Below are 24,620 nucleotides of genomic sequence, written 5' to 3'. Positions count from 1 at the left end.
ACTTCGCCATCCCGATGATCTGCGCAGACTTCAACGACGCGGTGATCGCGCGGCGATCAGCAGCAGCGCCGCGAGCGAGATGCCGAGCAGGATCAGCGAAAGCGCCGACGCCGGCAGATAGTAGCCGCGATTGACCTGCCCCACGACGACGATGGGCACCGTCGCGAAGCCGGGCGGATACACCGTGAGCGTCGCGCCCAGTTCGCCGAGCGAGAGCGCGAAGCCCAGCGCCAGGCTGGCGCGGATCGCCGGCACGAGCTGCGGCAGCACGACCTGCAACAGCACCCTGCGCGGCGGCGCGCCAAGACTTGCGGCCGCCTCGCGCAGCGTCGTCAGCTCGGGGCGCAGTGCCGCAGCCGCGCAGCGATAACAGAACGGCAGCACGAGCGCGAGCTGCACCAGCACGACGATCGCAGCCGAACCGGAGAGATCGAGCGGACGCTTGTGATACGCGATCAGCACCGCGAGACCGAGCACGACGCTCGGCACGCCGCTGCCCATCATGGCGACGGCGTCGACGAGTGCGCCGAGGCCGCGCCGGTCGCGTCCTTCCAGCGCGAGCGCGAGCCAGAGCCCCAGCGCGGTGCCGAGCACTGCCACGCCGAGACCGACTTCGAGGCTCGTGATGACCGCGTCGAAGTCGCTGGATGAGAGGCGCGCGAACCAGCGCGTGCTGTAGCCGTCGGGCAGGATCGTGCCGGACCAGTGCGACGCGACGCTCGACAGCGCGACCACGCCCACCGGCAGCACGAACAGCCAGATGCACAGCAGCGCGACGCACGCCGTCGCCATGATGCGCAGGACGGCGCCGGGCCTGAAGCGCGAGACAAGGGCAAGCTGCATGTCAACGTCCTTTCGAGCGGCGGTCGACGCGCCGGTACAGCGCATGCAGCGACAGCGACATCAGCAGCATCACGACCGCGCCGGCGGCCGCGGTGGGCAGGTCGAGATCGACGGTCGCGGCGCTGTAGATGGCGATCGGCAAGGTGATCAGATGCGCGCTGCCGAGCACGAGCAGAATGCCGAACTCGTTCAGCGTCAGCAGGAAGCACAGGACCGTGCCCGCCGCGATGCCCGGCCACGCGAGCGGCAGCACGACCTTCAGCGCGACCATCCAGCCGTTCGCGCCGAGACTGCGGGCCGCTTCGACGAGACGCATGTCGAGCGTCGCATAGGACGCGAGTGTCGGACGCACGACGAACGGCGCATAGAACACGACTTCCGCCAGGATCACGCCGCCGATGCCGAACAGGAAGTCGAGCGGCGTCGCATCGAGGGAAAAGAGCCGTTGCAGGCCGATGCTCACCGAGCCCTGCGAGCCGTAGAGAAAGATCAGAGTGAAGGCCACGAGAAACGAAGGAAACGCGACGAACAATTCGAGGAAGCGCGTCAGCAGCCGCGCGCCCGCGAACGGCCTGAAGAACAGCATCGACGCCAGCGCGACGCCGAGCAGCGAAGCAATGCTCGCGCTGGCGAACAGGATGCCGAGCGTCGTGCCGATCATGCCGCGCGTCTCGGGATTGCCGAAGAACGCCGTGTAGGCATGCAGCGTGAAGCCTTGCGGTCCGCTTACGCTCAGCATCGCGAGGCGCGCGAGCGGATAGACGACCAGCGGCCCGAGCACCACCACGAGAATGAACAGCAGATGCCACTGCGCGCGGCGGGCCCGACGCTTCGCCGCGGCGGCGTGGGCGGCGAACTGCGCGGAAAGCTCTGCGTCGCCGGGGGGCTCGTCGCGCGCGACGCTGTCAGGGACGAACAAGGACGACATCGTCAGCCTCGAAGCTCAAAGAGACGCGCGCGCCCTGCTCCGGCGCACGGGCGTGGCCGCGCTGCATCGAGACGAGCACCGGCTCGCCGGGCAACGCATCGAGCGCGACCGAGATGGACAATGCCGCGCCATACCATTCGACGGACGCAATCGTGCCGTGCAGGCGGCCTTCGCCCAGCGGCCCGATCCTGAAGCTCTCCGGACGGATGCACGCCAGCCGCTCGCGTTCCTCATGGCGCGAATGCCCGAGAGGAAACACCACGCGCGGCGGCAGCAGATTCGCCGCGCCGAGATAGCGCGCGACGTAGGCGTCGTTCGGCGCGTCGTACAGTTCGCGCGGCGCGCCCAGTTGCGCGATGCGGCCATCGCGCATCAACAGCGTGCGATCCGACAGTACGAGCGCGTCGTCCTGATCGTGGGTCACGCAGACGATGGTCAGGTCCGGCAGGCGTTCATGCAGCGCCTTCAGTTCGCTGCGCACGGAGGCGCGCAGGTTGGCATCCAGTGCGGACAGCGGCTCGTCGAGCAACAGCACGTCCGGCTCGATGACCAGCGCACGCGCCAGCGCCACGCGCTGCTGCATGCCGCCCGACAATTGCGCGGGCATCACATGGCCGGCATCGGACAGTTGCACGAGCTTGAGCGCATCGGCGACGCGGCGCGTGATCTCGCCGCCCCCGAGCCGGCGCGCGCGCAGGCCGAAGGCAACGTTATCGAACACCGAGAGATGCGGAAACAGCGCATAGCTCTGAAACAGCAAACCGAGATTGCGCCGGTGCGGCGGCGTGTGCGTCAGATCGCGGCCGGCGATCGACAGCCGGCCCGCAAGCGCGTCGGCGGCAACGAAGCCCGCGATGAAGCGCAACAACGTGGTCTTGCCGCAGCCGCTCTTGCCAAGCACCGTCAGGAACTCGCCGCGCTCGATATGCAACGAGAGATCGTCCAGCACCGTGCGCGCACCGAAGCGCACCGTGAGCCGGTCGATCTGCACGCCGGGCGTCGCATCGACGCCCGCTGTCTGCATGGGAATTGCGTTCACGTTACGACTTCGGCTTGACGACTTCGGTCTGCTTGCCCGTGTTGCCGATCACTTCGTTCTTCCAGCGCTCGGTCCAGCTGGCCTTCTTCGCCATGACCTGGTTCCAGTCGACCGGGATCAGCTTCACGCCCGCGATGGCCTGCTTCACGGCCTCGCCGTTCTTGCCGGCGAGCGGCACGTCGGTGCGGCCCGGGATACCGTAGATATCCGGCACCTTCGCCTGCACTTCCGGCGACATCAGATAGTCGATCAGCTTCTTGCCTTCGGCCTGGTTCGGGCCGCTCTTGATGAGGCCGATCGCGTACGGCAGCTGGAACGTGGTCGGCGCTTCGCCGGCCTTGTGCGACAGGAACAGCGGCTTGATCGACAGACCGCCATTCGCGGCGTCGTCGAGGTCCATTTGCAGGTCGCCGTTGGCGAAGGCGATCTCGTTGCGGGAGAGCAGCACGTCGAGATAGCCGGTGCCCTTCGTGTGGAACTTGGCGCTCTGTTCGAGGTTCTTCAGGTAGCCGAACGCGGCGTCCTCGCCCATCAGCGCCGAGGTCAGGATGATGACGGCCATGCCATCTCCAGCCGTGGCGGGATTCGAATACGCGATCTTGCCCGAGTAGTTCGGATGCAGCAGATCGGCGAAGGTGCGCGGCGCAGTCTTCGTGACGTCAGGATTGATCGCGAACGAAAAGTAGTTGTTCACGAACGTGGCCCACGCGCCGTCCTGCGCTTTCGCGATCGCCGGAACGTTCTTGTAGTTCACGCTCGGGTACGGCTGCAACAGGCCGCCCTGCTGTGCCTGCTGGATGAACGGCGGCAGCGTGACGAGCACGTCGGCCTTCGGTGCGTCCTTCTCCACCGTCGCGCGGTTCACGACTTCACCGCTGCCCGCCGTGACGATGTTGACCTTCACGCCTTCCTTCTTCTCGAACGCCGGCAGCACATCCTTGTAGAGGTTCTCGAGACCGTCGGCGGTATAGAGAACGACAGCTTCGGCGGCGTGCACGGGCATCGCGGCAAACAGGCTGAATGCAGCGGCGAACGCCGGCAGCACGGCGCGCGCAAGGCGCAGATCGCGGGTCATGGTGGTGAGCTCTCTGATGTCGGGAGGATTCGAGGCGGTTTCAACCTCGAACCGGAGAATTGCAGATATCCGTGACATCGACGTGAACGCACCACGATTTGCCAACAATCGGCACTTTTCGCCAACCTTGCGGCGCCCGAAAGACGCGGCGAATTCGTGTTCCGCTCACGCCGAACGAACATCGCCCTCAAGGCGCCTCCGATGCCTTGCGGCGCGTTTCTCCCCCACGTACGATGCCGTCCGTTGTACCGAAGAATCGCCGCTTCCCTACTCATCTGGAGCATGAACATGCGCGTTTCCTTGTCCCTTTCCCGCGCCGCAGTTGGCGTGATGCTGTCGCTCGGCGCGCTGGCTTCCCACGCGGCTTCCGCGGAGCCGATCAAGAACATCGTCCTCGTCCACGGCTTCTTCGCCGATGGTTCGGGCTGGACGCCCGTGGCCAAAATCCTCGCGCGCAACGGCTACAAGGTCTCCGTCGTGCAGGAGCCGGAAACCTCGTTCGAGGATGATGTCGCCGCCACGCGCCGCGTGCTCGACGCCCAGGACGGCCCCGCCATTTTGGTCGGCCACAGCTATGGCGGCGCGGTGGTGACCGAAGCCGGCAATCACGACAAGGTCGCCGGCCTCGTGTACGTGGCCGCATTCGAGCCGGACGTGGGCGAATCGCCCGCTTCGCTGTCGAAGAAGACGCCGCCCGCAAGCCATGCCATCAAGGTCTCGTCCGACGGCTATCTGTATCTGGATCCGGCCCACTTCCACGAGGATTTCGCGAGCGATCTCCCCGTCGCCGAAGCCAACCTCATGAGCGTTTCGCAGGTCATGCCCAATGCGAAGAACTTCGCCACGCCGATCCAGCAGGCGGCCTGGAGGACCAAGCCGAGCTGGGGCGTCATCGCCACCGACGACCGCATGATCAATCCTGAACTGGAACGCTCGATGACCCAGCGCGCGGGCACCAGGACGATCGAACTGAAGACGAGCCACGTGCCCTTCATGTCGCATCCGGCCGAGGTCGCGAAGCTGATCGAAACGGCCGCGACGGAGAGCGTCAAGCAGTGACGCCAGCAGCGGCCCTATCCGCTTGGGGAGGGCCGCTGCCGGGTCATGCGCGCGCCGGACGGCACTCCAGGACCGGCACCACTTGCGGCCCTCTTGACGCAATGGCGCGCAGCATGGCCCGCTCCGGCGCCGCTTCGCACACCAGGTAGCGCACCGTTTCGAAGCCGCGGATACGCACCGGCGCGACGCGCCCGAACTTCGAACAGTCCGCCACCACGATCGCGCATGCGGCCGACGCGATCATCCGCCCGCGCACTTCGGCGGCCAGCCGCGAATAATCGGTGAGATGGGCGTCCTGCGTGATCCCGCCCGCGCCGATGAAAGCGAAATCCGCGTGATATTGCGTGAGCTGCGTGAGGGTATCGAGACCGAAGGCGGCGTCCTCGGCATCGGCCAGTTCGCCGCCGAGCACGGTCACCCGGTTGCCGTTGCGCCGCGCCAGCAACAGCGCAATGCGCCAGTCGTTCGTGTACACGGTCAGCCGATGCCGGTCCGCAAGCGCCCGCGCCACGGCCTGCGTGGTGCTTCCCGAATCGACGATCACCGAGGCGCCATCCGGCACGAACGCCGCCGCCCGCACGCCGATCGCCTGCTTCGCTGCCGCGTTCTCCGCCTCGCGTATGTCGAGATGCGCTTCGCGACGCTCGGCCGAGAGCGCGCCGCCGTGGGTCGTCGTCAGCAGGCCGCGCCCGGCGAGCGTGTTGAGATCGCGCCGCACGGTTTCGCGCGAGACGGACAGCGCGCGCACGACATCCGCAACCGCAAGCACGCCGTGCTTGTCGAGTTCGTCGAGGATGTAGTGATGGCGCTGTTCGGGAAGCATCGGTGGCGTTCGTGCAAGAGTGGTGAATGAGCGTTGAAAGGTGAGGCAGCGTGAGGAGTCTAGCGGCTTAGTGTGGCAAATCCTTGGCAAGGCGGCACGCAGGACGCCGGCCCGCTCGCGCAATGGTTTGTTTCCGGTGCGTTGGTAATCCGGGCGGCGGGGTCCGCTAGACTTGCAGGCTTCGCAGAGGATTTGATCGAGGCAAGCGGATGTACAAGAAAGGCGTGGTCATTGAAATTCAGTTTCCGCCCGAGCGTCTCAACGACGCCGCCGGAGATCCCTACTGGATCGACCTCACGCTCGACGAAGCCAGGCGTCTGCACGCTCAGCTGTCGCGCCGTCTCGACGGCGAGGCGTGCGCCAACCAGCCGCTCGATACTTTCTCGCTCGACTGAACCCTTCCGGCTGCACGGCCAGACAAGACACGCGCGCACTGAAGCGACGATACTGCGGGATTCCGTTTCGTCGCCCATTCTCATGTTCTCGCTACTTGCCGCGCCGGTCTTCGTGTTCCTCTGGTCGACAGGCTTCATCGTGGCGCGCGCCATCACGCCTTACGTCGACCCGAACATGTATCTGCTCGTGCGCTTCGCCGGCACGACGCTGCTCTTCATCGTGCTCGCCCTGGCCGCGCGCGCGCCCTGGCCCAAGGGGCGCGATATCGGCCGGCATCTGTTCGCGGGCGCGCTGCTGCAAGGCGTCTATCTCGGCTCGGGTTACTGGGCTGTCGCGCAAGGGCTGGGCGTGGGCATCATGGCCCTGCTCGGCGCGCTGCAACCGCTGCTGACCGCTGCCGTCGCCGCGCGCCTGTTCGGCGAACGGCTCTCCCCGCGCGCATGGGGCGGCCTGCTGCTGGGTCTGCTTGGCGTCGCGCTCGTGCTGGCGCCGAAGATCGCGGCGAGCGGCGCACCCGTCGCGCAGCATGCGGCCGGTCATGCGCCCGAATGGTTCGTCGTGACGACCGCCGTGCTCGCCGTGTTCGCGATCACGGCGGGAACGCTGTACCAGAAAAGCTCGCTCGCGCAATCCGATATCCGCAGCGCCAGCGCGCTGCAAAACGCCGGCGCGGCCATGGTCGCGCTCGTGCTGGTGCTCGCGCTCGGCGAGCATCGCTTCGTTGCCTCGACGATTACCTGGCTCTCGCTGCTGTGGGGCATCGTGATGCTGTCGGGCGTCGCGACCACGCTGCTCGTCTGGATGGTCCGGCGCGGCGATGCATCGCGCGCAACCGCCCTGCTGTTTCTCGCGCCGCCGCTGGCCGCGCTCGAAAGCTACCTGCTGTTCGGCGAAACGCTCGGCGCGCTGCAACTTGCGGGCTTCGGCGTGGCGCTGGCCGGCGTGCTGCTGGCGCGCTCCAAATAGCGTTCGGGCAGCGCGCTCAGTCGACCGTGTCCGCGCCGGCGGGGATGTGTTCGCGCACGGCCTTTCCCGGACCCGGCGACCACGCCGGCCGCGACTTCCGCCCGGTATCGATGACGACCAGATAATGGCCCGCCCACGGCGTCGTCTTGCGCGAGGCCTTGAGGATCCACATCGATTGCCCCTCGGCGGCGCGCGCCTCGTATTGGGCGTCGAGCACGCCGTGATGATCGAAGAAGGTGTTGAGCGTCGAAGGAATGCGCACACAGCCCTTGGAGTGCCGCATGCCGAGCAGCGGTTCGAGTTTCTCGGGATCGGTGGCGTGCATCTGGAAGCGCATCGGCGACTTGCCGCCCTTGCCCCAGCCGCGCTCGCCTTCCGCCCAGCCGAAATCGTAGATGCGCATGTCGCGCGCGCCGTAGCCGCGGATCTGGTACTCGTTCAAGGTGCCTTCGGCGCGGAAATCCATGTTGCCGGGCATGTGCTGGAACACGCCGAGCGGGGTCAGGAAGTGATCGTAGGTGCCGGGACGTCCGGTCGACACCGGCGATGCGCCGATCATCGACCACGCATCGTCCGGCCGCGCGCGAAAGAAGACGAAGAGCGCCTGCACGTTCGCGCTCCGGTCGACCAGTACGACGTATTCATTGGCGAGATCGCCGTGGCCTTCTTCCGCCAGCCGATGTTGCAGCAGCCGGCCATAGGCCTGCTGGTCCACGGCCGGCACCGTCAGCCGGCGGTTCACTTCCTTCGCGTAAGCCTGACGCATGGCCAGCGCGCCTGCCGGCGGCATGCCGGTGCGCTGTGCGAGGTTCGGCTCCGGCGGCTCGGGCGGTAGCGGTACTTCCGGCACCTGCGCTTCGGAAGCCGAGCTGGCGGCACTGGCGGCACTCGCCCCGCTTGCGGCCGCCTCGGAAGCCCCCGAGGCGGCGCTGGTTCCTGAAGCACCGGACGCCGCTGCGGGAGCCGGCGCGGGAACGGGCACAGGCATCGCGGGAAGCGCACGCGCCGGGGCGCTGGCGCCGCCTGGTGCGCTCGCATCGAGCGGCATGGGCGGGGCCGGTGCGGCGGGCGCTGCCGCGTGTCCTTGCATGAGCGCTCCCTGCGCCACAGCCGAGACCGCATTCAACATCAGCGCGCCTGCCACGGCGCCCGTCAGAAATCGTGCGCCGATTGGCGTCTTGTTCGTCTTGCTCTTCCCTGCCTGGTGCATCGAGATGAATGTCCTCCGCTGGCGATGTTGCGCGAACGATCCGTGGACGCGCCGCTTTAGTCGATGGAAGCACGCACCCGCCTCGCGGACACGTGCCTATGGCGACGAAAAAGCCGGTGTCGTCGAGGCACCGGCTTGGCCGCACGTCCAACGTTCGTCAGCCGAGGCGCAGCAAGGTTCATTCCGGCCGATCACGCACGCCGGAAGACAGGCGCTCAATGCAGCCGGATGGAGGCATCGCCGGAAGCGGATGCACGGGCGCGCAGTGGAGCGTCGAGCAGACGCAGGTGGCACAGCTTCTGGGCAATCGCCTCGCCGATGTAGGGCACATCAGTGTCGAGCCGGACGGTGGCATAGGCATCGACGGTACCCGCGCCATGGACCTGGATATCGCTCGCGTAATCGCCGACTTCGTGCTCCAGGAAGCGCCGCACATCGCGCGCGGCGCAGCGCAGGGGAAGATTCCAGACGAGGAGGTTCATCGGCGTCACCTTCTTGCGCGTACGCGGACCGGTACAGGCTTCGCGCGACGCTGCTGCATATGACGCGCGGCAAGCGTGCCGACGATGAAGAGAGACACAGTGACGACGATCATGATGGCTCCACGGCAAGTGACGGGTTTGCTCAGTCTATTCCCGTAGACCGGCATCGAGCCGCGACATTCCGTCTTTTTCGATAGAACTTCCCAATCGGATGGATACCGAGAGCAATGACCGCGGCCGATGCATCACTCGCCGTTGCACGACATGCTGGACAGATTCGGGTAACGATTGGGCCAGTCTCCTGCCATCGCGGACTGTGCGTCTTTCAGCGTGATGTCGCCGGTGCAGACGCAGCGCTTCAGATAGACAGCGAGCCGTTCCTTGCGACGCTGGCCCGCGCGCCCTTCCCAGCGGCGCAGGTCGAGGTTGGCGGGTGAATTGGGCGAACCGCCCAGCAACACGGGCATCCGGTGATCGAGCGCATATTCCGATGCAAACGACGCATCGATGCTGCGCTGCTTGAGCAGACGCTCTTTCTGCCGCATCTGGCTTTCGAACGACGGCAGCACGCGGTCCACATAGCCCGGCACGCAGATCGTGTCGACGATGGTCGCCTGGGTCACGCGCGCATCCAGCCATTCCGCGCGCTGTGCCCGCGACATGCCCGGCGCGAACGCGAACATCGCGCAGGTACAGGCCAGCGCCGCGCGCATGGAGAAGCGGGCACGCCCGGTGCGCCGCTTGCGCCTCTCGATGAATTTCTTATCCCTTCGATTCATGCCTCTCGGTGCAATCTATCGTGCGGCCGGACGGCGCCGCTTTGTTATTGAGCAGATCGGAGGGTCAATTAAAACACATGAATGGCGCGCCGCACGCGAAGCATCGCTTGCGGGCCACGAAACGGACCGGGCGATACAGGCAGGAAACGGCGCCCGAAAGCGTGCCGTTTCCCATTGCAGCCGTCAGGCAGGCACCGACTCCGCCTTCTGCGCGCGCGACCAGACGCGATGCTGGCCCATGGCCTCGATAAACCGCTTCATCACGTCCTTGACGTCGCTGCCCACGGCGATGCCGTCATCGCCGGACGGGAGATGCGAGGCCGCCAGCAGGTCTTCGCCGTCAGCGACGGCGCCAATGGCCTTCAGATGCTTGAAGGACTCGAGCACGAAATGACGCGCGTCGCCGGATTCGGACAGCGCTTTCGCGCTCGCCTTGCCGCCGGCGACGACCACGCCGTCGAACATGATCGACGGCATGCCGAGAATGGTCGCGTCCGGTTCGATGCCCTGGGCGGGTTGCGCGAGCGTCGGCGAGATGACCTTGCCATGCGCGCCTTCTGCCTTGAGTGCGTCTTTGATCGCCTGAATGGTCGCCGCGTCCGCGCCCGGTGCGGCAAGAATGGCGACCTTGCGCGTCTTGACGGAAGGCGGCGTCTTGGCAACGATCGACAGCGCCTTCGACTCGTTCACCGACGGCGTGCCCAGTTCCTCGGCGCTCGCGCTCTTCTTCGGCGCGGGCAGACCGAGATTCTCGGCGACGCGCGAGGCGAGCGTCGCGTCGATATTGGCGAGGATGCCGAGCTGCCGCTCGCGGATGGGCTTGCGTTCCACCTTGCTCAACTCGAACGAGTAAGCGCCCACGATGTGATCCTTTTCCGGATCCGTCATGCTGTTCCAGAACAGCGTCGCCTGCGAATAATGGTCCTTGAAAGACGGGCTGCGCACGCGGATCTTCGAGCCTTCCACGCGCTCCGTGTAGGTCTCGAACCCGCCGCCCGCGGCGGCCGGCGGGGTTTCCTTCGGCCAGCCGCCATCGATGGAATTCGGCTCGTACGACGCCTGTCCCTTGTCGATCGTCATGCGATGCATCGCGTCGCGCTGGCCGTTGTGCATCGGCGCGAGCGGCCGGTTGATCGGAATCTCGTGGAAGTTCGGACCGCCCAGACGGCTGATCTGCGTATCGGTGTAGGAGAACAGCCGACCCTGCAACAGCGGATCGTTGGTGAAGTCGATGCCCGGCACGATATGTCCGGGACAAAACGCCACCTGTTCGGTCTCCGCGAAGAAATTGTCGGGATTGCGATTGAGCGTCAGCTTGCCGATCATCTGCAACGGCACGAGGTCTTCGGGGATGATCTTGGTCGGATCAAGCAGGTCGAACGGGAACTTGTGTTCGTCCTCTTCCTCGACGATCTGCACGCCCAGTTCCCATTCCGGATAATCGCCGTTGTCGATCGCTTCCCACAGGTCGCGGCGATGATAGTCCGGGTCCTTGCCTGCGAGCTTTTGCGCTTCGTCCCACAGCAGCGACGCCGAGCCGATCGTCGGCCGCCAGTGGAACTTGACGAAGCGTCCCTTGCCCTGCGCGTCCACCAGCCGGAACGTATGGATGCCAAAGCCTTCCATGGTCCGCAGGCTCTTCGGGATGGCGCGGTCGGACATGGCCCACAGCACCATGTGCGCCGATTCCGGCACGAGCGAGACGAAGTCCCAGAAGGTGTCGTGCGCAGAGCCGCCCTGCGGCATCTCGTTGTGCGGCTCGGGCTTCACGGCATGCACGAAGTCGGGGAACTTGATCGCGTCCTGAATGAAGAAGATCGGCATGTTGTTGCCGACCAGATCGAAATTGCCTTCCTCGGTGTAGAACTTGACCGCGAAGCCGCGCACGTCGCGCACGGTGTCGGCCGACCCGCGCGAACCCTGCACGGTCGAGAAGCGCACGTACACGGGCGTTTCCTTCGTCGGATCCTGCAGGAACGCCGCCTTGCTCAGCGCGGCCTGCGATTCGTACACCTTGAACACGCCGTGCGCCGCCGAGCCGCGCGCATGCACGATGCGCTCGGGAATGCGTTCGTGGTCGAAGTGCGTGATCTTTTCACGCATGATGAAATCTTCGAGCAGCGACGGACCGCGCTCACCGGCACGCAGGGAATTCTGGTTGTCGGCAATCTTGACGCCGTGATTGGTCGTCAGGGCCTGACCGGTAGCATCGGTGCGAAAGGTTTCGAGCGCTTCCACCTTCGCGTTGCTGTTGCTGTGCGAAGGCGCGCGAGCGACGCCGCTCGCCGGTTGCTTCTTTGTTGCCATGTGGGGAACTCCGGGGTGAGGTTCGTCTGTTTGTCCCTCACCCGCGCAAGCAACGTTCCTGTTCCGGCGCACGGCATCGGCACGATGACGGGACGAGCCTCAGCATGCCGATGCAAACATCAGTCAGATACGCGGCATCACGCGGCAGGGCGATCGCGCTTTGCTGTAGCAGCCAGTCCCGCAACACGCCTCCGAGGAATGCAAGGACCACGCCGGCCGCGCGTTCGACATCCAGGCCGGGCGGCAACTGTCCCCGCGTAATCGCATGCGAAAGACAGCGTTCGAACCGCTCCCGGCCGTCGACTGCCGCGTCGCGCTGCCTGTCGAAGATGCAAGCCGTGACTTCCGTGTACTCGCATTTCGTGTACAGCACCTCGCACAGGCGGCGGTTGCGCGGCTCCACGACGGCCGTGCCCAGAAAGTGCAACAGCCGCTGCCGGATCTCGCCGAGCGGGTCCGGGTTCGTGCCATCTGCGATGGTGCTGGCGAACGCGTCCATCGGCAGCGTCACGCGCTGCATCACCTCGGCCAGCAACGCGCTCTTGTTGCGGAAATGGCCGTAGACCGCGCCGCGCGTGAAGCCGGCCCGCAGCGCGACGGCGTCCAGCGTGGCGCCCGATACGCCCTGCTCGGCGAATACGCGTTCGGCTGCGTCGAGAATCAGCTCGCGCGTGGCAAGCGCTTCGTGTCGTGTTCGCTTCATCCGCCGTCGCACCGCCCGACGCGCCCCCGCGCGTCAGGCCGGCTTGCCCTCCGCCGACGCTTCGCCGCCCGAGGACCCGTGCGGCTCGTGCGGGCCGTCGCCGTCATCGTCTTCATCGCGGCCGTGGCGCGTCATGCGCGGCGAGACTTCATCGAGCCTGTCGCCCAGCATGCGCCGCACGCTCACATAAAAGACCGGAATCAGCAGCAGACCGAACACCGTGGCGAACAGCATGCCGCCGATCACCCCAGTGCCGATCTCATGCCGCGACACCGCCCCCGCACCCGACGAAAGCACGAGCGGAAGAACGCCGAGAATGAACGCGAGCGAGGTCATCAGGATCGGCCGCAGACGCAGGCGCGCGGCCTGCAGCACTGCCTCGCGGAGGGTCAGCCCGTCCTTCTGGCCGTCGACAGCGAACTCGACGATCAAGATCGCGTTCTTGGCGCCCAACCCGATCACCGTGACGAGCCCGATCTTGAAATAGATGTCGTTCGGCACGCCAAAGAGCCGGCAGAACACCAGCATGCCCAGCATGCCGAGCGGCACCACGAGCAGCACCGAGACGGGAATTGACCAGCTTTCATAAAGCGCCGCCAGGCACAGGAACACCACCACGATCGAGAGCGCCATCAACAGCGTCGCCGACGAGCCTGACAGCAATTCCTGATACGACTGCCCGGTCCAGTTCGCCGCGAAGCCGTGCGGCAGTCCATGATCGACGATGTGATCGAGCGTGTTCATCGCTTGCCCGGTGGAATAGCCGGGCGCCGAATTGCCGACGATCTCGATGGCCGAATAGCCGTTGTAGCGCGGCAGCGCCATCGGACCGTAGGCCCATTTGGCCGCGACGACGCTCGCGAGCGGCACCATGTTGTACGGCGCGATCGACGTATTGGCGGGCGAGGGATCGACCGGCGTCGCGAAGCCGCGCGTCGCGGGCGTCGCGTTGCTCGTGCCGTTGGCCGCGAAAGAACCCGGCGTGAACAGATGTTGAAAGGCATCGAGTCCCATCCGGTACGGCGCGTCCGCCTGGAGATAGACCCGCTTCACGCGGCCGCCGTAGGTGAACTGGTTGACGTAGGACGGCGCCAGCTCCATCCCGAGCGTCTGGTAGACATCCGTGAGCGAGAGCCCCATCGCCTGCGCCTGCGTCCGGTCCACCGCAATGTCCAGCTGTTGCTGGTAAGGCAGCGAGTTCGGACGGATGCCTGCCAGCACGGCGCTTTTCGCGGCATCGGCGAGCAGGGTGTGTTCCGCCTGTCCCAGCTCGGCGCGCGACTGGCCCGCGCGCGCCTGCAGATACATGTCGACGCCGCCGAACTGGCTCAGGCCGCGGATGGTCGGAAGATTGACGACGAAGATCTGCGCGTCGGCGATGCTCGAAAGAATCCGGTTCATGCGCGGGATCAGCGCCATGGCGGTCGCGGAACGCTTGTCCCAGTTCGTGAGCTGGATGAAGGCCATGCCGACGTTCTCGCTCGTGCCGACAAAACTGAAACCCTCCGGCTGGAAGATCCCGGCGATGTCATGGCTCACGTCGCTGCGGGCGAGCGTGTCGCGCACTTCGTCCATCACGTGCGCGGTGCGTTGCAAGGTCGCCCCGGGCGGCAGGTTGACGAGCGCAAGCACGAAGCCCTGGTCCTCGTCCGGAACGAAGCCCGTGGGCAGCCGCGCATACAGGAAGCCCGCCAGCACCGTGACCAGCGCGAACGCCGCCATCCAGCGCGGCGCCCGGCGAATCATGCGGCCGGCCTGGGCCACGTAGCGCGCGGCGGTCCAGTCAAACAGCCAGTCGAAGCCGCGATAGAACGCGTTCTTCTTCGTCCCGTGATGCGGCTTGAGGATCGCCGCGCACAGCGACGGCGTGAAGGACATGGCCAGGAACGCGGAGCAGCCCATCGAGATGGCGATGGTCAGCGCGAACTGGGCGTAGATGATGCCCGTCGCGCCCGGTTGCAGCGCGGAAGGCACGAACACCGCTGTCAGCACCACGGTGATCGCGACGATCGCGCCCGTGATCTGTTTCATGGCCTTCCGCGTCGCCGTTCGCGGCCGCGTGCCCTCCTCGCTCATGATGCGCTCGACGTTCTCGATCACGACGATCGCGTCATCCACCACGATACCGATCGCGAGGACCATGCCGAACAGGGTCAGCTGGTTGAGCGTGAAGCCGAGCGCGGCCAGCCCGATGAACGTGCCCAGCAGCGCGACCGGAATCACCAGCACCGGAATGATCGTCGCGCGCAGGTTTTGCAGGAACACCAGCATGACGAGGAACACCAGCCCGATGGCTTCGGCCAGCGTGCGGACCACGTCCTCGATCGATGCCGTGATGAACGGCGTGGTGTCGTACGGCACGGACCATGTGACGCCGGCGGGCAGGTCGCGCGCCAGCGTGGTCATCGCGCTTTTTACGGCGCGCTCCACTTCCAGCGCGTTGGCGCCCGGCAACAGGAAGACCGCCATGCCGCCAGCCGGCTTCCCGCGATAGGACGCCGCCAGCCCGCCGGTCTGCGGCCCGAACGAGATGCGCGCGACGTCGCTCAGCCTGACCGTCGTGCCGCTGCTGTTCGACAGGACGATGATGTCGCGGAACTGCTTCATCGACGAGAACAGCGTGTCTCCCGAGACGGTGGCCGTGAACGTCTGTCCCTCGATGGCCGGATCCGCGCCCAGCGAGCCGGCCGGGAACTGCGCGTTCTGCTGGGCCACCGCATTGAAGACCTGCGAGGTCGAGAGTCCGTAGCTTTGCAGCTTGTCGGGGTCGAGCCAGATGCGCATCGCATACTCGGAGCCGAGCAGCGTCGTGTTGCCCACGCCCGTCACACGGCCGATGGCCGGCTGGATCCGCGAGGCGACGATGTCGGAGAGTTCCCCGGACTGGATGCCCGGATTGTTCGACTGCAAGGCGATGAACATCAGGATGTCGGGGCTCGACTTCGCGACCACCACGCCTTGCTGCGTGACCTGCGAAGGCAGCAGCGGCTGGGCCAGCGCGACGCGGTTCTGCACCTGCACCTCAGCGATGTCCGGGTTGGTGCCCGTCGCGAAGCTGAGCGTGATCTGCGTCTGGCCGTTCGATCCCGATGTCGAACTGAAGTAGAGCAGATTGTCGATGCCGGTGAGTTGCTGCTCGATCACCTGCGTGACCGTCGATTCCATGGTCTCGGCGCTGGCGCCGGGATATTGCGCGGTGACCGTCACCTGCGGCGGTGCGATGTCCGGATATGACGCAATGCCCATGCTGCGCACCGCAACGATCCCGAACAGCGACATCAGCACGGCGACGACCCACGCGAACACCGGACGGTCGATGAAGAAACTCGGCATGAGCGGCCTCCTACTTCGTCACGCCGGACGAAGCCGGCGCGAGCGTCACGCCGGGCGAAGCCGGCGTGACCGGCTGCCACGCGACGGGCACGACCCTCGCCCCCTCGTGCGCCGCCTGAAGCCCGGTCACGAGGACCCGGTCGCCGTCACCGAGTCCGCGCGTGACGATCCAGTCGTTGCCGTGGCTTTCGGCGGCCTCCACGTCGCGGCGCGCCACCACGTCGTTCGCGCCCACAGTCAGCACGTAGGCGCCGGCGGTATCGCGCAGCAGCGCCTGCTGCGGAATCAGGAACACGCCGTTCTGCCGTCCCAGGTCGACGGTCAGCGTCACGTACATGCCCGGCAGGAGACGCCCTTCGGGGTTCGCGACCCGCGCCCGCAGATTCACTGCCCCGGTGGCGGCATTCACCGTGACGCCGGAAAAGTCGAGCGTCCCGGCGCTGCCGTACAGCGCGCCGTTGGGCAGCGCGATGCGCACGGTGGTCTCGGCGGGCTGCGCGAGTTCGATCGCCGGCCGGCTCGAAGGCTGTTCCAGCGTGGCGAGATCGGCCGAGCTGATCGTGAAGTTCACGTACATCGGATCGATCGTCTGGATGGTCGTGAGCAGCGTGCCGTTGCCGCCGCTGTCGGACGTGCCGCTGCCCACCACGGCGCCCGCCGTGACCTGCTGCTGCCCCGCGATGCCGCTGACCGGCGCGGTCACGCGCGTGTAGTCGAGCGACACGCGCGCGCTCTGCACCGCCGCTTCGTCGGCCTGCACCTTGGCCGCGGCGCTCCGCTCGGCGGCGTCGGCGTTGTCGACCGTCTGCTGCGACACCGAGCCGACCGGCAGCAGCCTGCGATCGCGCGCCGCCGTGATCCGGTTGTTGACGGCCACGGCCCGGTCCTGCGCCAGCACCGCGAGCGCCGTGTCGAGTTGCGCGCGATAGAACGCCGGATCGATCTCGAACAGCAGTTGCCCGGCCTGCACCGGCGCGCCCTCGGTGTAATCGCGCCTGAGCAGCAGTCCGGACACGCGCGCGGTAACGTTGGCGCTGTAATACGGCGACAGGCGCCCGACAAAACTTCGTTCGAGCGGCACCGAGCGCGCCTGCACCGTCACGGTCGCGACGTGCGGCGGCGCGGGCGGCGCCGGACTCTTCGAGCAGGCGGCAAGCACGATCGGACACAGGCACGACAGGGTCGCGCGTCGACAGCGTGACTTCATAGGAGCTCCGCTCTTGCGGGTGACGGATGCGAGCGGCTTGTTCCTCCCGTCACGCCCGCCGCTCGCCGCCCGGTCGTGTGGAGCCCACGCGCGACCGCCGGGTCAGCCTGAGGCAGCGGCGGCGTGTGCAGCGACGCCGGCGTGATCCTGCTGCCAGCCGCCGCCGAGATTCTTCACGAGCAGGACATGGCTTTGCGTCAGCAGAGCCTGCGTATCGCGCAGGCTCTGCCGTGCCTGGGTCAAGATCAGGCGCTGCGTGAGCACGTCCTGCTGACTGGCCGCGCCGGCGTCGAATTGCGCCTGCTTGCTCGCGAACAGTCGCAGGTTGTCGTTCAGCACGTTCGCAACCGCGTGTTCCTGCGTTTGCAGATGATTGATCGACGACAGGCTGTCTTCGACGCTCTGGAACGCCGCCAGCACCGTATTGCGATACGTCGCGACACTTTCGTCGTAGCGCGCGCGGGCCTCGTGTTCGGCGGCCGTGCGCGCGCCGCCGTCGAAGAGGGTTTGCGCGAGATCGGGGCCCAGCGTCCAGAAGCGGTACGGCACGGTGAACAGATGCGCGAGCGTGTCGTGCGCGAAGCCGCCGTCGGCGGACAGCGAGAGCGTCGGAAAGAACGCGGCCACCGCCACGCCGATGCCCGCATTGGCGGCCGCCGCCGATCGTTCGGCGCTGACCACGTCATAGCGTCGTTCGAGCAACTGCGCCGGCAGCGCGAGCGGCACAGCCGGCGCAGCGAAGCGATAGTCCGGATCGGCGGCGATGCTGAACGACGCAGGCGGCACGCCGGTCAGCACGGCGATCGCGTGTTCGTCCTGCTCGCGCGTCGTCGCGGTGGCCTGCAGCAGGGCGGTGATCGTTTCGAAGCTTTGCTGGGCGGACAGGACATCGTCGCTGGAGGCATAGCCTTCGGCCAGCGCGGTCCGGGTCATTGCGAGAAGCCGCGCGTCGATGTCCCGTTGCGCGTTCAGCGCCTGCAGATCGTAGTCCGCCTGCCGCAGTTCGAAATACGTGGTGGCCAGACTCGCGGCGATGGAGATGCGCGTGCCGGCCCGTTGCGCGTCGGAAGCCTGCGCGGTTGCTCTAGCCTGCTCGATCTGGCGCCGTACCGCGCCCCACAGGTCCAGTTCCCAGCTCACCGAGCCGAGCACGACGGCGCTGTTGCCCGGCACGGCGGCGGTCGGCGCGCCCGAGTTCCGCGCCGCGCCCGCCGCCTGCGCGGCGCCGCCGGAACGCGTCCCGGCGAGGCCCGCCGTGACGGTCGGAAACAGGCCGGCGCGGTTGGCCGCCACCGTCGCGAGCGCGACGCGATATGCCGCTTCGGCTACCGCAATCGACTGATTCGCCTGCAAGGCCTGTTCGATGAGTTGATTCAGGCGATCGTCGCCATACATGCGCCACCAGGTGCTGTCGATGGCGGCTTGCGGATTCGCATCGGCGCGCTGCCATTCGACGCTTTCCTCGACGCCTTCCTTGAAGCCTTGCGGCACCTGCACCGTGGGCCGCTGGTAATCCGGACCGAGCATGCACGATGCAAGCGGCATCAGCACGGCGAGCGCGATGCCGCTCGCCGCTGCACGACGCCAGGTCATGCGGCGTCGCGTTGCGGACACGGGTACGAAGAGCCGAAAAGCTTTTTTCACGCACATACTCTTTTTATTGCATTGGCCGTGTAGTGCGAGTTGAACTGGATGTCCGCGTTCAGCGTCTTCAATGCGCTATGCATTGACGCTACGTGGCATGAGGCTGGACAGGCTGGGCGTGCTTCGCCGACATGAACGAGGAAATCTTAGCGACGTCACGCGCCGATTTCGACGAGGCAGAGGCGAATCGCAGATTCGCTCCGATCGATTCTTCAACACGATGGATGTGCAAGGTCTTTCGGCATGAAGACCGTTGCGCAGGCAGAGGAGGTTATCGACCGGCGTCAGGACGCCGGATCGAATGAAGGAAGGATGCCGAAGAAAGAAAGGATTACCGCAGGCGCCGCTGCGTCAACCGGCTTTCGGCGACGCAGCGGGATCCCGCAATTGAAGCCGCGCGATGCGCGTCAGCCGCCCGCAGCCGGCGACAGCGCGCCGAGCTTGTCCGCGGTGACCTTCTGCAGCGCGATGATGCGCGTCATCGCTGCATGATTGCCCGTGGTCTCATCGATCATCTTCGCCACGTCCGCCTTCAACTGTGTCCGCGAACCGCCGTCGAGATAGACCATGTGCCCCGACGGATAGAACGTCGCCGCCAGGTTCTGCCGCACGGTCTTGTCGATCAGCGGCATCTGCTGCAGATCGATGACGGTCTGATAGAACGGCGTCACGAAGTCGTACATGCCGTTCGCCGACAGCACTCTCAGGTCCACGTTCAGCGCCATGACCGCCGCCAGGTCGCCCGCCGTGTAGAGGATCACGTTGCCCTTCGCATCGAGTCCCTTCTGCGCGCCGGTCGGGTCCGTGTGCTTGAAGTCCCAGTTGAGAAACGCCTGGTCGTTGAGGTCGGTGAACGATGACGTCGACGTGAACTTCAGCTGCTCGTTCAGATAGCTGTTCCACATCGTCGTGTACACGCCGCTGACCGCCGTCATGGTCGGATCGTTGCCGCCGGAGTTCGGATCGATCTTGCCCGCGATGCCTGTCGAGATGGCCGTCACGCGCCCGTCGTACGAGCCGAGCGCTTCGCCCTTCGCCTTCAGCAAGGTGGTCAGGAACAGCGAATTGCCACGGCTGTCGTAAGCGGCAATGTCGAGACTCCAGGCCAGCAGCGTCGCCTTCTCGATGCCCGTGTACTCGGACAGCTTTTCCACCAGCTCGTCGTCGGTCTGCGGAAACTTGCGCAGCGCATTCAGATAGTCCGTGCGCGCAAACTCCGCGACCTCTTCGGCGAAGGTGACGAGATTGGTGGGCGTCGGATGCACGCCGAGCTTCTTGTGATACCACGCGTCGGCCGCTGCGGTCGGCAAGGCGCCGACAGGATTGCCCGCCTGTGCGTAATCCAGGATGGACGATTGCAGCGTGACGCCGTTCAGGTCGATGCCGTCCTCATGCAGCTTGTACGCGAGCACGCAGCTGCGCGCCGTGCCATAGGATTCGCCGAACAGGAACTTGGGCGAATTCCAGCGGTTGTTCTTCGTCAGATAGCGCTTGATGAACTGCGCGATCGATCCCGCATCCTGGTCCACGCCCCAGAAATTGCGATTCTTGTTCGGCTCGATGGCGGCCGAGTAGCCGGTTCCCACCGGGTTGATGAAGATCAGGTCGCTGCGGTCGAGCAGGCTGTCCGGGTTGTCTTCCATCTGGTAAGGCGCGGGCGGCGTGAAGCTCGGCATGGCGGTCTTGATCCGGCGCGGTGCGAACGAACCCAGCAGCACGAACACCGACGACGAGCCCGGCCCGCCGTTATAGAAGAACATCAGCGGCCGGGCTTCTTCCTTCGCGCCGTCCTTCGTGAACGCGACGTAGAACATCTTCGCGTTCGGCTTCGAGCTGCTTGGATCGACCGTGACCAGATGGCCGACCGTCGCCGTATAGGCGATCTTCGCGCCGCCGATGCTCACGCTGTGATGCGTGATGGCCGCGTTCTCGTCCGCCTCGCTGGCCTGGACGGCGTCGTCGGGACCATTGCCGTAGGCGACCGGATCGAAATACGGCTGGTCCTGCTTCGCGGCCGAGGGCTTCTTCGCCGCTTTCTTCGCCGCCGGGGCCGCCGCCTGGGATGCAGGCGCCGCTTCGGCGGAGGGGTGCTTCGCTGCCAGTGGATCGGAGTTCATCGTCGTCGCTCCAGAATCGTCGTCGTGGTTGTTGTTCACTGTCGGTAATGCCTGCTCGATGCTTCAACTCAATTCCAACCTGCTCAGCCCTTGGCCGACTTGAGCGCCGCGGCAATCTTGCCGCCGTCCGGGCTGCCCAGGCCGGTGCAGGCATCCCAGCCGGCCGAAGCCGAGAACGTGCCGTTGTTGCCTTCCGTGATGTCGCGGCACGCGGTCTGCGCCTTGTACAGCTTTGGATTCACGAAGCCTGCCGGCGACCCATTGAGCGCATTGAGGCGCGCGATCAACGCGGCCCATAGCGGCGCGACGGCGCTGGTGCCGCCCACCACCGTCTCCGCGCCGTCGATCAGCACTTCGTAGCCGGTTTGCGGCGAGGCGTCGCCCGCCACATCCGGCACGCCGCGCTTCGCGAGCGCCGCATGCCTGCCGTTGCGCGTGACCGAGAGTCCTTTCTGCCACACCGGCAGCGCGAAGACACTGGACACGCCACCGCCGCCCGAGCCGCCCTGATCGCCGTCGTTCCAGACCACCTCGCTGCCGATGCCGCTTCCCGAGGCCGTCAGACTCGTGCCGCCGCAGCCGAGCACATACGGGCTCGATGCCGGGAAGTCGACATGGTCGGCGCCGTCGCTGGCGCCGTCGGACGAGCCGCTGTCGCCGGATGCCGCGCACACGGTGACGCCGAGCGCGGCCGCGCTTTGCAGCACCGCGTTGAAGGCGCTGATCGACTGCGACGACCAGTTGGACTCGGGGCCGCCCCAGCTGATCGAGATCACCGAAGGCTGGTTGGTGGAATCGTGCAGCGCGCGATTGACGGCATCGACGAAACCGGCGTCGCTGTTCGGCGCGAAGTACACGGCGATGCGCGCACCCGGCGCGATGGCTCCGGCAATCTCGATGTCGAGCGTCACTTCGCCGTCAGGGCCGTTCGGGTTGCCGGTGGGCGCGTTCTTCGCGTTGTCCACGCCGACTGAAATCACCTTCGGCGCCTTCACGCCGAGCTTCTTGAAATACGCGCTGAGATCGCTGTCGCGGTAGCCGCCGCCCAGTTCGATGATCGCGATGCACTGCCCGGCGCCATCGCCTTCGGGGAAGTCATAGAGGCGCGCGAGATCGACCGGCGTGAACGACGCGGGCGCCGGGCCGCGCGCGGGCTGGAAAGGCGGACGGAACCGGAAGTGCGGACGCGCCTGCGGCTTGCTGTCGAGGCCGAGCACGGCGGTGACGGCGTCATGCATGTCGTCGGGCACGTTCACCGGACCTGCGCGGCCGCGATACTCGCCGATGTTGTGATGTTGAAAGCGTTCGAGCTTCACATCGAAAGCTTTCTGGAATTGTTCGATGGTGCCTTTCAGCACGACACTGCGCGTCTCGGTTTCCGCCCGCACGACGCTCAGGCCGTATTGCTTCGCGAAGGCCTTGACCTTGTCGACGTCGGCGTCTGACGCGGTGAAACGTTTGTCGAACTCGGCGCGCGAAACGGGTTGCGCGGGCGCCTCGCCCGCGTCGATGCGCGCCATCATCGCCTTGAAGCCTGCCTCGTCCTTGCGTCGCAGCATCACGATCACTTCGATCTGCTCGCCAGGATCACACGCGCCAATGCACTTCGCGCCCTCGGGATGAATCTTGTCGCTGCCGCTGACCGGTTGCTTCGCCATGATGTCGAACCTCCTCGTTGGCCTTGCAGTTCATCGATGCCCGATCCTGCCGCTCTCGCCCGGCCGGCGCTTGTTGCAGCGTGCTGCACGCACGTCGCTCATCGTCTTATTTTCCGGGCGCGAATGCAATTGCTCGGACCGTTGGCGAGAGCATGCAGTTCCAGCAAGACAAACGATGTCCCGGAATGCGGGATCCCGGCAGCACATGAACCCGCGCTCAGTGCGACGGCCGCTCTTCCTCGTACTCGGGCCGCGCGCCTTGCTGCAGCCATGGCTCGCGATGCCTGCACCACAACTCGTAGTCCGGCTCGAACACGCCGGTGTGATCGAATGCGCCGAGCGGCAGATCGATTTCGTCGCGCGACACGAATTCCATATACGCCACCGAGCCGCACACCGGACAGAAATGCCGCCGCCCCTCCTCGGAACTCTGCCAGGTCGATACGCTGCCGCTCATCGTCACATCGCCGCGCGCATAGATCACGTAGGCGCCGAAGGCCGACCCATGCACCTGCCGGCACGTCATGCAATGACACATGCCGACGCGCTTGTGCGAAGCTGTCACGCGAAAGCGGAACGCGCCGCATGCGCAGCCGCCCTCGTGAACCGCTGCATTCGTTTCGTCGCGCTGCTTGACATTCATCGTGCTCTCCCGGGAATGATCGTTGCACCGGCGCGCCTGCCGCGCCCCCTGGTTTGTTACGATAACCCTTCACGATCGGAGATGGCACTCATGAGCACAGCGAGCACGGCCGGCAGCACCCGCACCTTGTCCCTTCTGAAGCTTCTTCCCGGCGCCGGATCGGACTTCGGTCCGGCCGCCACCGACCTCGTCGCTCACGTTCTCTCGCATGCCCGTTTCGACACCACCGCCCAGACGCACGCGCCGCGCGAAACCTTCCGTGGCGTGACAGTCGACGACGTCATGAACGACGCCTACGTGTTCCCGCTCGGGCAAACCGGTCAGTCGATCGTGCTGACGGGTGACCGGATCGCGGCGGGTTTCATCGCCGAACGGGCCGCCGATGAATGGCTCGAGCTGGCACACCGGGAGCGCCTCGCGCGCGGCCTGCCTGCCACGCCGGACGGCAACGAACCGCACCTCGCGCCCGATCCCGCCGAAGCCGACCAGTTGCTCGACCGTGCCGCCGAATGCGCGCAACGCATCCTGGAACCGGTGGCGGCCGACCCCGTCCTGTCACTGTTCGAGACGCACTATCGCGGTGGCCGCGAGTTCCTCCGCCTGACGTGGGAGGGCCTGCCGGAAGATCTCGTGCCCGAGTCGCGCCGGCCGCTCGCCGCGCTGGCGCAGGACGGCGCCCGGCGCGAGAAGCGCGCTTACGATCCCTACGGCCTCGACGGCACCGACGTGTATGACGTGGACCGGCCGCTTGCGTATCGCGAGAAGATCGGACCGTTTCTCTTTACGATGACCTATCGCCACGAGTATCCGCAAGTGGACGACGAACGGCTCGGCACGGCCTTCGCGGTGTTTCACGAAGCGGGCAGCGACATCGTCGCGGCGGCGGTCAAGCTGCAACTGGTCAAGGTGCCGCCGTTGCAGAGCAGCGCCGACCTCGTCTATACGCTCGATACCTACTCCGGCGAGATGCTGTCGCTCGCGCTCGCCGCGACCGAAGCGCTCGGTTCGGAGAAGCTCTGCGAGGTGTTCAACGCGCATCGCGTGATCTATATCGGCTTGTGGGAAGTGCGCAAGCCGTGGCGCGGCGAAGGGCTCGGCGTCGCACTGCTGCATCAGGCGCTGGAGCGGCTGCCCGTCGATGTCGATGGCCGGCCGAACGCGCTGTGCGTCGCGCCGGAGCCGTATCAGACCGACATGCGCCACTTCGACACCCTGCCCGCCGTGCTGCGCGAGGAACTGAAGGCGCCCGCGCGACGTCTCGCCACGCATCTGACCGGCTGGCTCGAACGCTCGAAGCTGCCCATCGCGACGCATTTCTTCGTGCCGATGGCGCGGCATGCCGGCATCGGCTCGGCGGGCGAGAACGCGCGGCTGATCGACCGGATCATGGAAAGCGAGGCCTGATGCC

The 24,620-nt window shown here is 66.3% G+C and carries 20 protein-coding genes; 4 read left to right on the top strand and 16 right to left on the bottom strand.

Going from position 1 to position 24,620, the window contains the following annotated elements:
- Positions 1 to 30: 30 nt before the first annotated feature.
- Genes phnV through phnS form a run of 4 tightly spaced genes read right to left on the bottom strand, consistent with a single transcriptional unit; the run spans position 31 to position 3,885 of the window.
- Positions 31 to 792, bottom strand: a complete 762-nt coding sequence (phnV, locus tag QCE88_RS34185) for a 2-aminoethylphosphonate ABC transport system, membrane component PhnV (RefSeq protein WP_309911006.1) — start codon at positions 790 to 792, stop codon at positions 31 to 33.
- A 52-nt stretch (positions 793 to 844) separates the two neighbouring features.
- Positions 845 to 1,771, bottom strand: coding sequence for a 2-aminoethylphosphonate ABC transporter permease subunit (gene phnU, locus QCE88_RS34180; protein WP_309909854.1), 927 nt, complete (start codon positions 1,769 to 1,771; stop codon positions 845 to 847).
- Positions 1,749 to 2,795 carry a 2-aminoethylphosphonate ABC transport system ATP-binding subunit PhnT gene (phnT, locus tag QCE88_RS34175; RefSeq protein ID WP_309911005.1) on the bottom strand — a complete coding sequence of 349 codons (1,047 nt, stop codon included), beginning with the start codon at positions 2,793 to 2,795 and terminating at the stop codon, positions 1,749 to 1,751. The genes phnU and phnT overlap by 23 nt, the downstream gene beginning before the upstream one ends.
- Before the next feature lie 16 nt (positions 2,796 to 2,811).
- Positions 2,812 to 3,885: a 2-aminoethylphosphonate ABC transporter substrate-binding protein gene (gene phnS, locus QCE88_RS34170; protein WP_309909853.1), complete on the bottom strand. Its 1,074-nt coding sequence runs from the start codon at positions 3,883 to 3,885 to the stop codon at positions 2,812 to 2,814.
- A gap of 288 nt (positions 3,886 to 4,173) precedes the next feature.
- On the opposite strand from phnS, the gene QCE88_RS34165 reads away from it, so the two are divergent.
- Entirely contained in the window at positions 4,174 to 4,944 is a 771-nt protein-coding gene (locus QCE88_RS34165) for an alpha/beta hydrolase (protein WP_309909851.1), read from the top strand.
- 43 nt (positions 4,945 to 4,987) lie between these two features.
- On the opposite strand, the gene QCE88_RS34160 is transcribed toward QCE88_RS34165, so the two are convergent.
- Entirely contained in the window at positions 4,988 to 5,767 is a 780-nt protein-coding gene (locus QCE88_RS34160; protein WP_309909850.1) for a DeoR/GlpR family DNA-binding transcription regulator, read from the bottom strand.
- 209 nt (positions 5,768 to 5,976) lie between these two features.
- Between QCE88_RS34160 and QCE88_RS34155 the strand changes: the two genes are divergently transcribed.
- Together QCE88_RS34155 and QCE88_RS34150 are read left to right on the top strand one after the other, a co-directional pair.
- Positions 5,977 to 6,162, top strand: a complete 186-nt coding sequence (locus QCE88_RS34155; protein ID WP_309909848.1) for a hypothetical protein — start codon at positions 5,977 to 5,979, stop codon at positions 6,160 to 6,162.
- Between the two features lie 82 nt (positions 6,163 to 6,244).
- Positions 6,245 to 7,129 (top strand): DMT family transporter, encoded by an 885-nt coding sequence (locus QCE88_RS34150; RefSeq protein WP_309909846.1) that lies wholly within the window; start codon positions 6,245 to 6,247, stop codon positions 7,127 to 7,129.
- Between the two features lie 16 nt (positions 7,130 to 7,145).
- On the opposite strand, the gene QCE88_RS34145 is transcribed toward QCE88_RS34150, so the two are convergent.
- The 11 genes from QCE88_RS34145 to QCE88_RS34095 form a co-directional block, all read right to left on the bottom strand.
- Positions 7,146 to 8,339, bottom strand: coding sequence for a L,D-transpeptidase (locus QCE88_RS34145; RefSeq protein WP_309909844.1), 1,194 nt, complete (start codon positions 8,337 to 8,339; stop codon positions 7,146 to 7,148).
- 215 nt (positions 8,340 to 8,554) lie between these two features.
- The gene (locus tag QCE88_RS34140) at positions 8,555 to 8,821 is read right to left on the bottom strand and encodes an RNA-binding protein (protein WP_309909842.1); all 267 of its coding nucleotides are present in this window, start codon (positions 8,819 to 8,821) and stop codon (positions 8,555 to 8,557) included.
- Between the two features lie 245 nt (positions 8,822 to 9,066).
- The gene (locus QCE88_RS34135; protein WP_309909840.1) at positions 9,067 to 9,600 is read right to left on the bottom strand and encodes a hypothetical protein; all 534 of its coding nucleotides are present in this window, start codon (positions 9,598 to 9,600) and stop codon (positions 9,067 to 9,069) included.
- A gap of 183 nt (positions 9,601 to 9,783) precedes the next feature.
- A complete protein-coding gene (gene katE, locus QCE88_RS34130; RefSeq protein ID WP_309909838.1) occupies positions 9,784 to 11,907 on the bottom strand; it encodes a catalase HPII in 2,124 nt (707 codons plus the stop codon).
- 37 nt (positions 11,908 to 11,944) lie between these two features.
- Complete coding sequence (locus QCE88_RS34125) at positions 11,945 to 12,610, bottom strand: TetR family transcriptional regulator (RefSeq protein WP_309909836.1); 666 nt, start codon at positions 12,608 to 12,610, stop codon at positions 11,945 to 11,947.
- Positions 12,611 to 12,643: 33 nt separating this feature from the next.
- Positions 12,644 to 15,943: an efflux RND transporter permease subunit gene (locus QCE88_RS34120; RefSeq protein ID WP_309909834.1), complete on the bottom strand. Its 3,300-nt coding sequence runs from the start codon at positions 15,941 to 15,943 to the stop codon at positions 12,644 to 12,646.
- A 10-nt stretch (positions 15,944 to 15,953) separates the two neighbouring features.
- Positions 15,954 to 17,150, bottom strand: a complete 1,197-nt coding sequence (locus QCE88_RS34115) for an efflux RND transporter periplasmic adaptor subunit (RefSeq protein WP_309909832.1) — start codon at positions 17,148 to 17,150, stop codon at positions 15,954 to 15,956.
- Positions 17,151 to 17,252: 102 nt separating this feature from the next.
- A complete protein-coding gene (locus tag QCE88_RS34110) occupies positions 17,253 to 18,743 on the bottom strand; it encodes an efflux transporter outer membrane subunit (RefSeq protein ID WP_309909830.1) in 1,491 nt (496 codons plus the stop codon).
- Positions 18,744 to 19,201: 458 nt separating this feature from the next.
- Positions 19,202 to 20,911: a S10 family serine carboxypeptidase-like protein gene (locus tag QCE88_RS34105; RefSeq protein WP_309909828.1), complete on the bottom strand. Its 1,710-nt coding sequence runs from the start codon at positions 20,909 to 20,911 to the stop codon at positions 19,202 to 19,204.
- Positions 20,912 to 20,994: 83 nt separating this feature from the next.
- Positions 20,995 to 22,569 carry a S53 family peptidase gene (locus tag QCE88_RS34100; protein WP_309909826.1) on the bottom strand — a complete coding sequence of 525 codons (1,575 nt, stop codon included), beginning with the start codon at positions 22,567 to 22,569 and terminating at the stop codon, positions 20,995 to 20,997.
- 217 nt (positions 22,570 to 22,786) lie between these two features.
- A complete protein-coding gene (locus QCE88_RS34095; RefSeq protein WP_309909824.1) occupies positions 22,787 to 23,212 on the bottom strand; it encodes a GFA family protein in 426 nt (141 codons plus the stop codon).
- 90 nt (positions 23,213 to 23,302) lie between these two features.
- Here QCE88_RS34095 and QCE88_RS34090 point away from each other — a divergent pair, with 90 nt between their 5' ends.
- Positions 23,303 to 24,616: an inositol monophosphatase gene (locus tag QCE88_RS34090; RefSeq protein WP_309909823.1), complete on the top strand. Its 1,314-nt coding sequence runs from the start codon at positions 23,303 to 23,305 to the stop codon at positions 24,614 to 24,616.
- Positions 24,617 to 24,620 lie beyond the last annotated feature (4 nt).

It is taken from the genome of Caballeronia sp. LZ035, assembly GCF_031451175.1.
Taxonomy (GTDB): Bacteria; Pseudomonadota; Gammaproteobacteria; order Burkholderiales; family Burkholderiaceae; genus Caballeronia.
The sequence above is the reverse complement of the archived record's forward strand: the minus strand, read 5'-3'. Positions and strand labels throughout refer to the sequence as shown.

Excerpts from the sequence above, each read along its gene's own strand:
- phnU (WP_309909854.1), bottom strand. The coding sequence starts at position 1,771 with ATGTCGTCCTTGTTCGTCCCTGACAGCGTCGCGCGCGACGAGCCCCCC.
- QCE88_RS34125 (WP_309909836.1), bottom strand. The coding sequence starts at position 12,610 with ATGAAGCGAACACGACACGAAGCGCTTGCCACGCGCGAGCTGATTCTC.
- QCE88_RS34135 (WP_309909840.1), bottom strand. The coding sequence starts at position 9,600 with ATGAATCGAAGGGATAAGAAATTCATCGAGAGGCGCAAGCGGCGCACC.
- katE (WP_309909838.1), bottom strand. The coding sequence starts at position 11,907 with ATGGCAACAAAGAAGCAACCGGCGAGCGGCGTCGCTCGCGCGCCTTCG.
- phnV (WP_309911006.1), bottom strand. The coding sequence starts at position 792 with ATGGCGACGGCGTGCGTCGCGCTGCTGTGCATCTGGCTGTTCGTGCTG.
- QCE88_RS34145 (WP_309909844.1), bottom strand. The coding sequence starts at position 8,339 with ATGCACCAGGCAGGGAAGAGCAAGACGAACAAGACGCCAATCGGCGCA.
- QCE88_RS34150 (WP_309909846.1), top strand. The coding sequence starts at position 6,245 with ATGTTCTCGCTACTTGCCGCGCCGGTCTTCGTGTTCCTCTGGTCGACA.
- QCE88_RS34110 (WP_309909830.1), bottom strand. The coding sequence starts at position 18,743 with ATGACCTGGCGTCGTGCAGCGGCGAGCGGCATCGCGCTCGCCGTGCTG.
- QCE88_RS34105 (WP_309909828.1), bottom strand. The coding sequence starts at position 20,911 with ATGAACTCCGATCCACTGGCAGCGAAGCACCCCTCCGCCGAAGCGGCG.
- phnT (WP_309911005.1), bottom strand. The coding sequence starts at position 2,795 with ATGCAGACAGCGGGCGTCGATGCGACGCCCGGCGTGCAGATCGACCGG.
- QCE88_RS34140 (WP_309909842.1), bottom strand. The coding sequence starts at position 8,821 with ATGAACCTCCTCGTCTGGAATCTTCCCCTGCGCTGCGCCGCGCGCGAT.
- QCE88_RS34155 (WP_309909848.1), top strand. The coding sequence starts at position 5,977 with ATGTACAAGAAAGGCGTGGTCATTGAAATTCAGTTTCCGCCCGAGCGT.
- phnS (WP_309909853.1), bottom strand. The coding sequence starts at position 3,885 with ATGACCCGCGATCTGCGCCTTGCGCGCGCCGTGCTGCCGGCGTTCGCC.
- QCE88_RS34120 (WP_309909834.1), bottom strand. The coding sequence starts at position 15,943 with ATGCCGAGTTTCTTCATCGACCGTCCGGTGTTCGCGTGGGTCGTCGCC.
- QCE88_RS34090 (WP_309909823.1), top strand. The coding sequence starts at position 23,303 with ATGAGCACAGCGAGCACGGCCGGCAGCACCCGCACCTTGTCCCTTCTG.
- QCE88_RS34100 (WP_309909826.1), bottom strand. The coding sequence starts at position 22,569 with ATGGCGAAGCAACCGGTCAGCGGCAGCGACAAGATTCATCCCGAGGGC.
- QCE88_RS34160 (WP_309909850.1), bottom strand. The coding sequence starts at position 5,767 with ATGCTTCCCGAACAGCGCCATCACTACATCCTCGACGAACTCGACAAG.
- QCE88_RS34165 (WP_309909851.1), top strand. The coding sequence starts at position 4,174 with ATGCGCGTTTCCTTGTCCCTTTCCCGCGCCGCAGTTGGCGTGATGCTG.
- QCE88_RS34115 (WP_309909832.1), bottom strand. The coding sequence starts at position 17,150 with ATGAAGTCACGCTGTCGACGCGCGACCCTGTCGTGCCTGTGTCCGATC.
- QCE88_RS34095 (WP_309909824.1), bottom strand. The coding sequence starts at position 23,212 with ATGAATGTCAAGCAGCGCGACGAAACGAATGCAGCGGTTCACGAGGGC.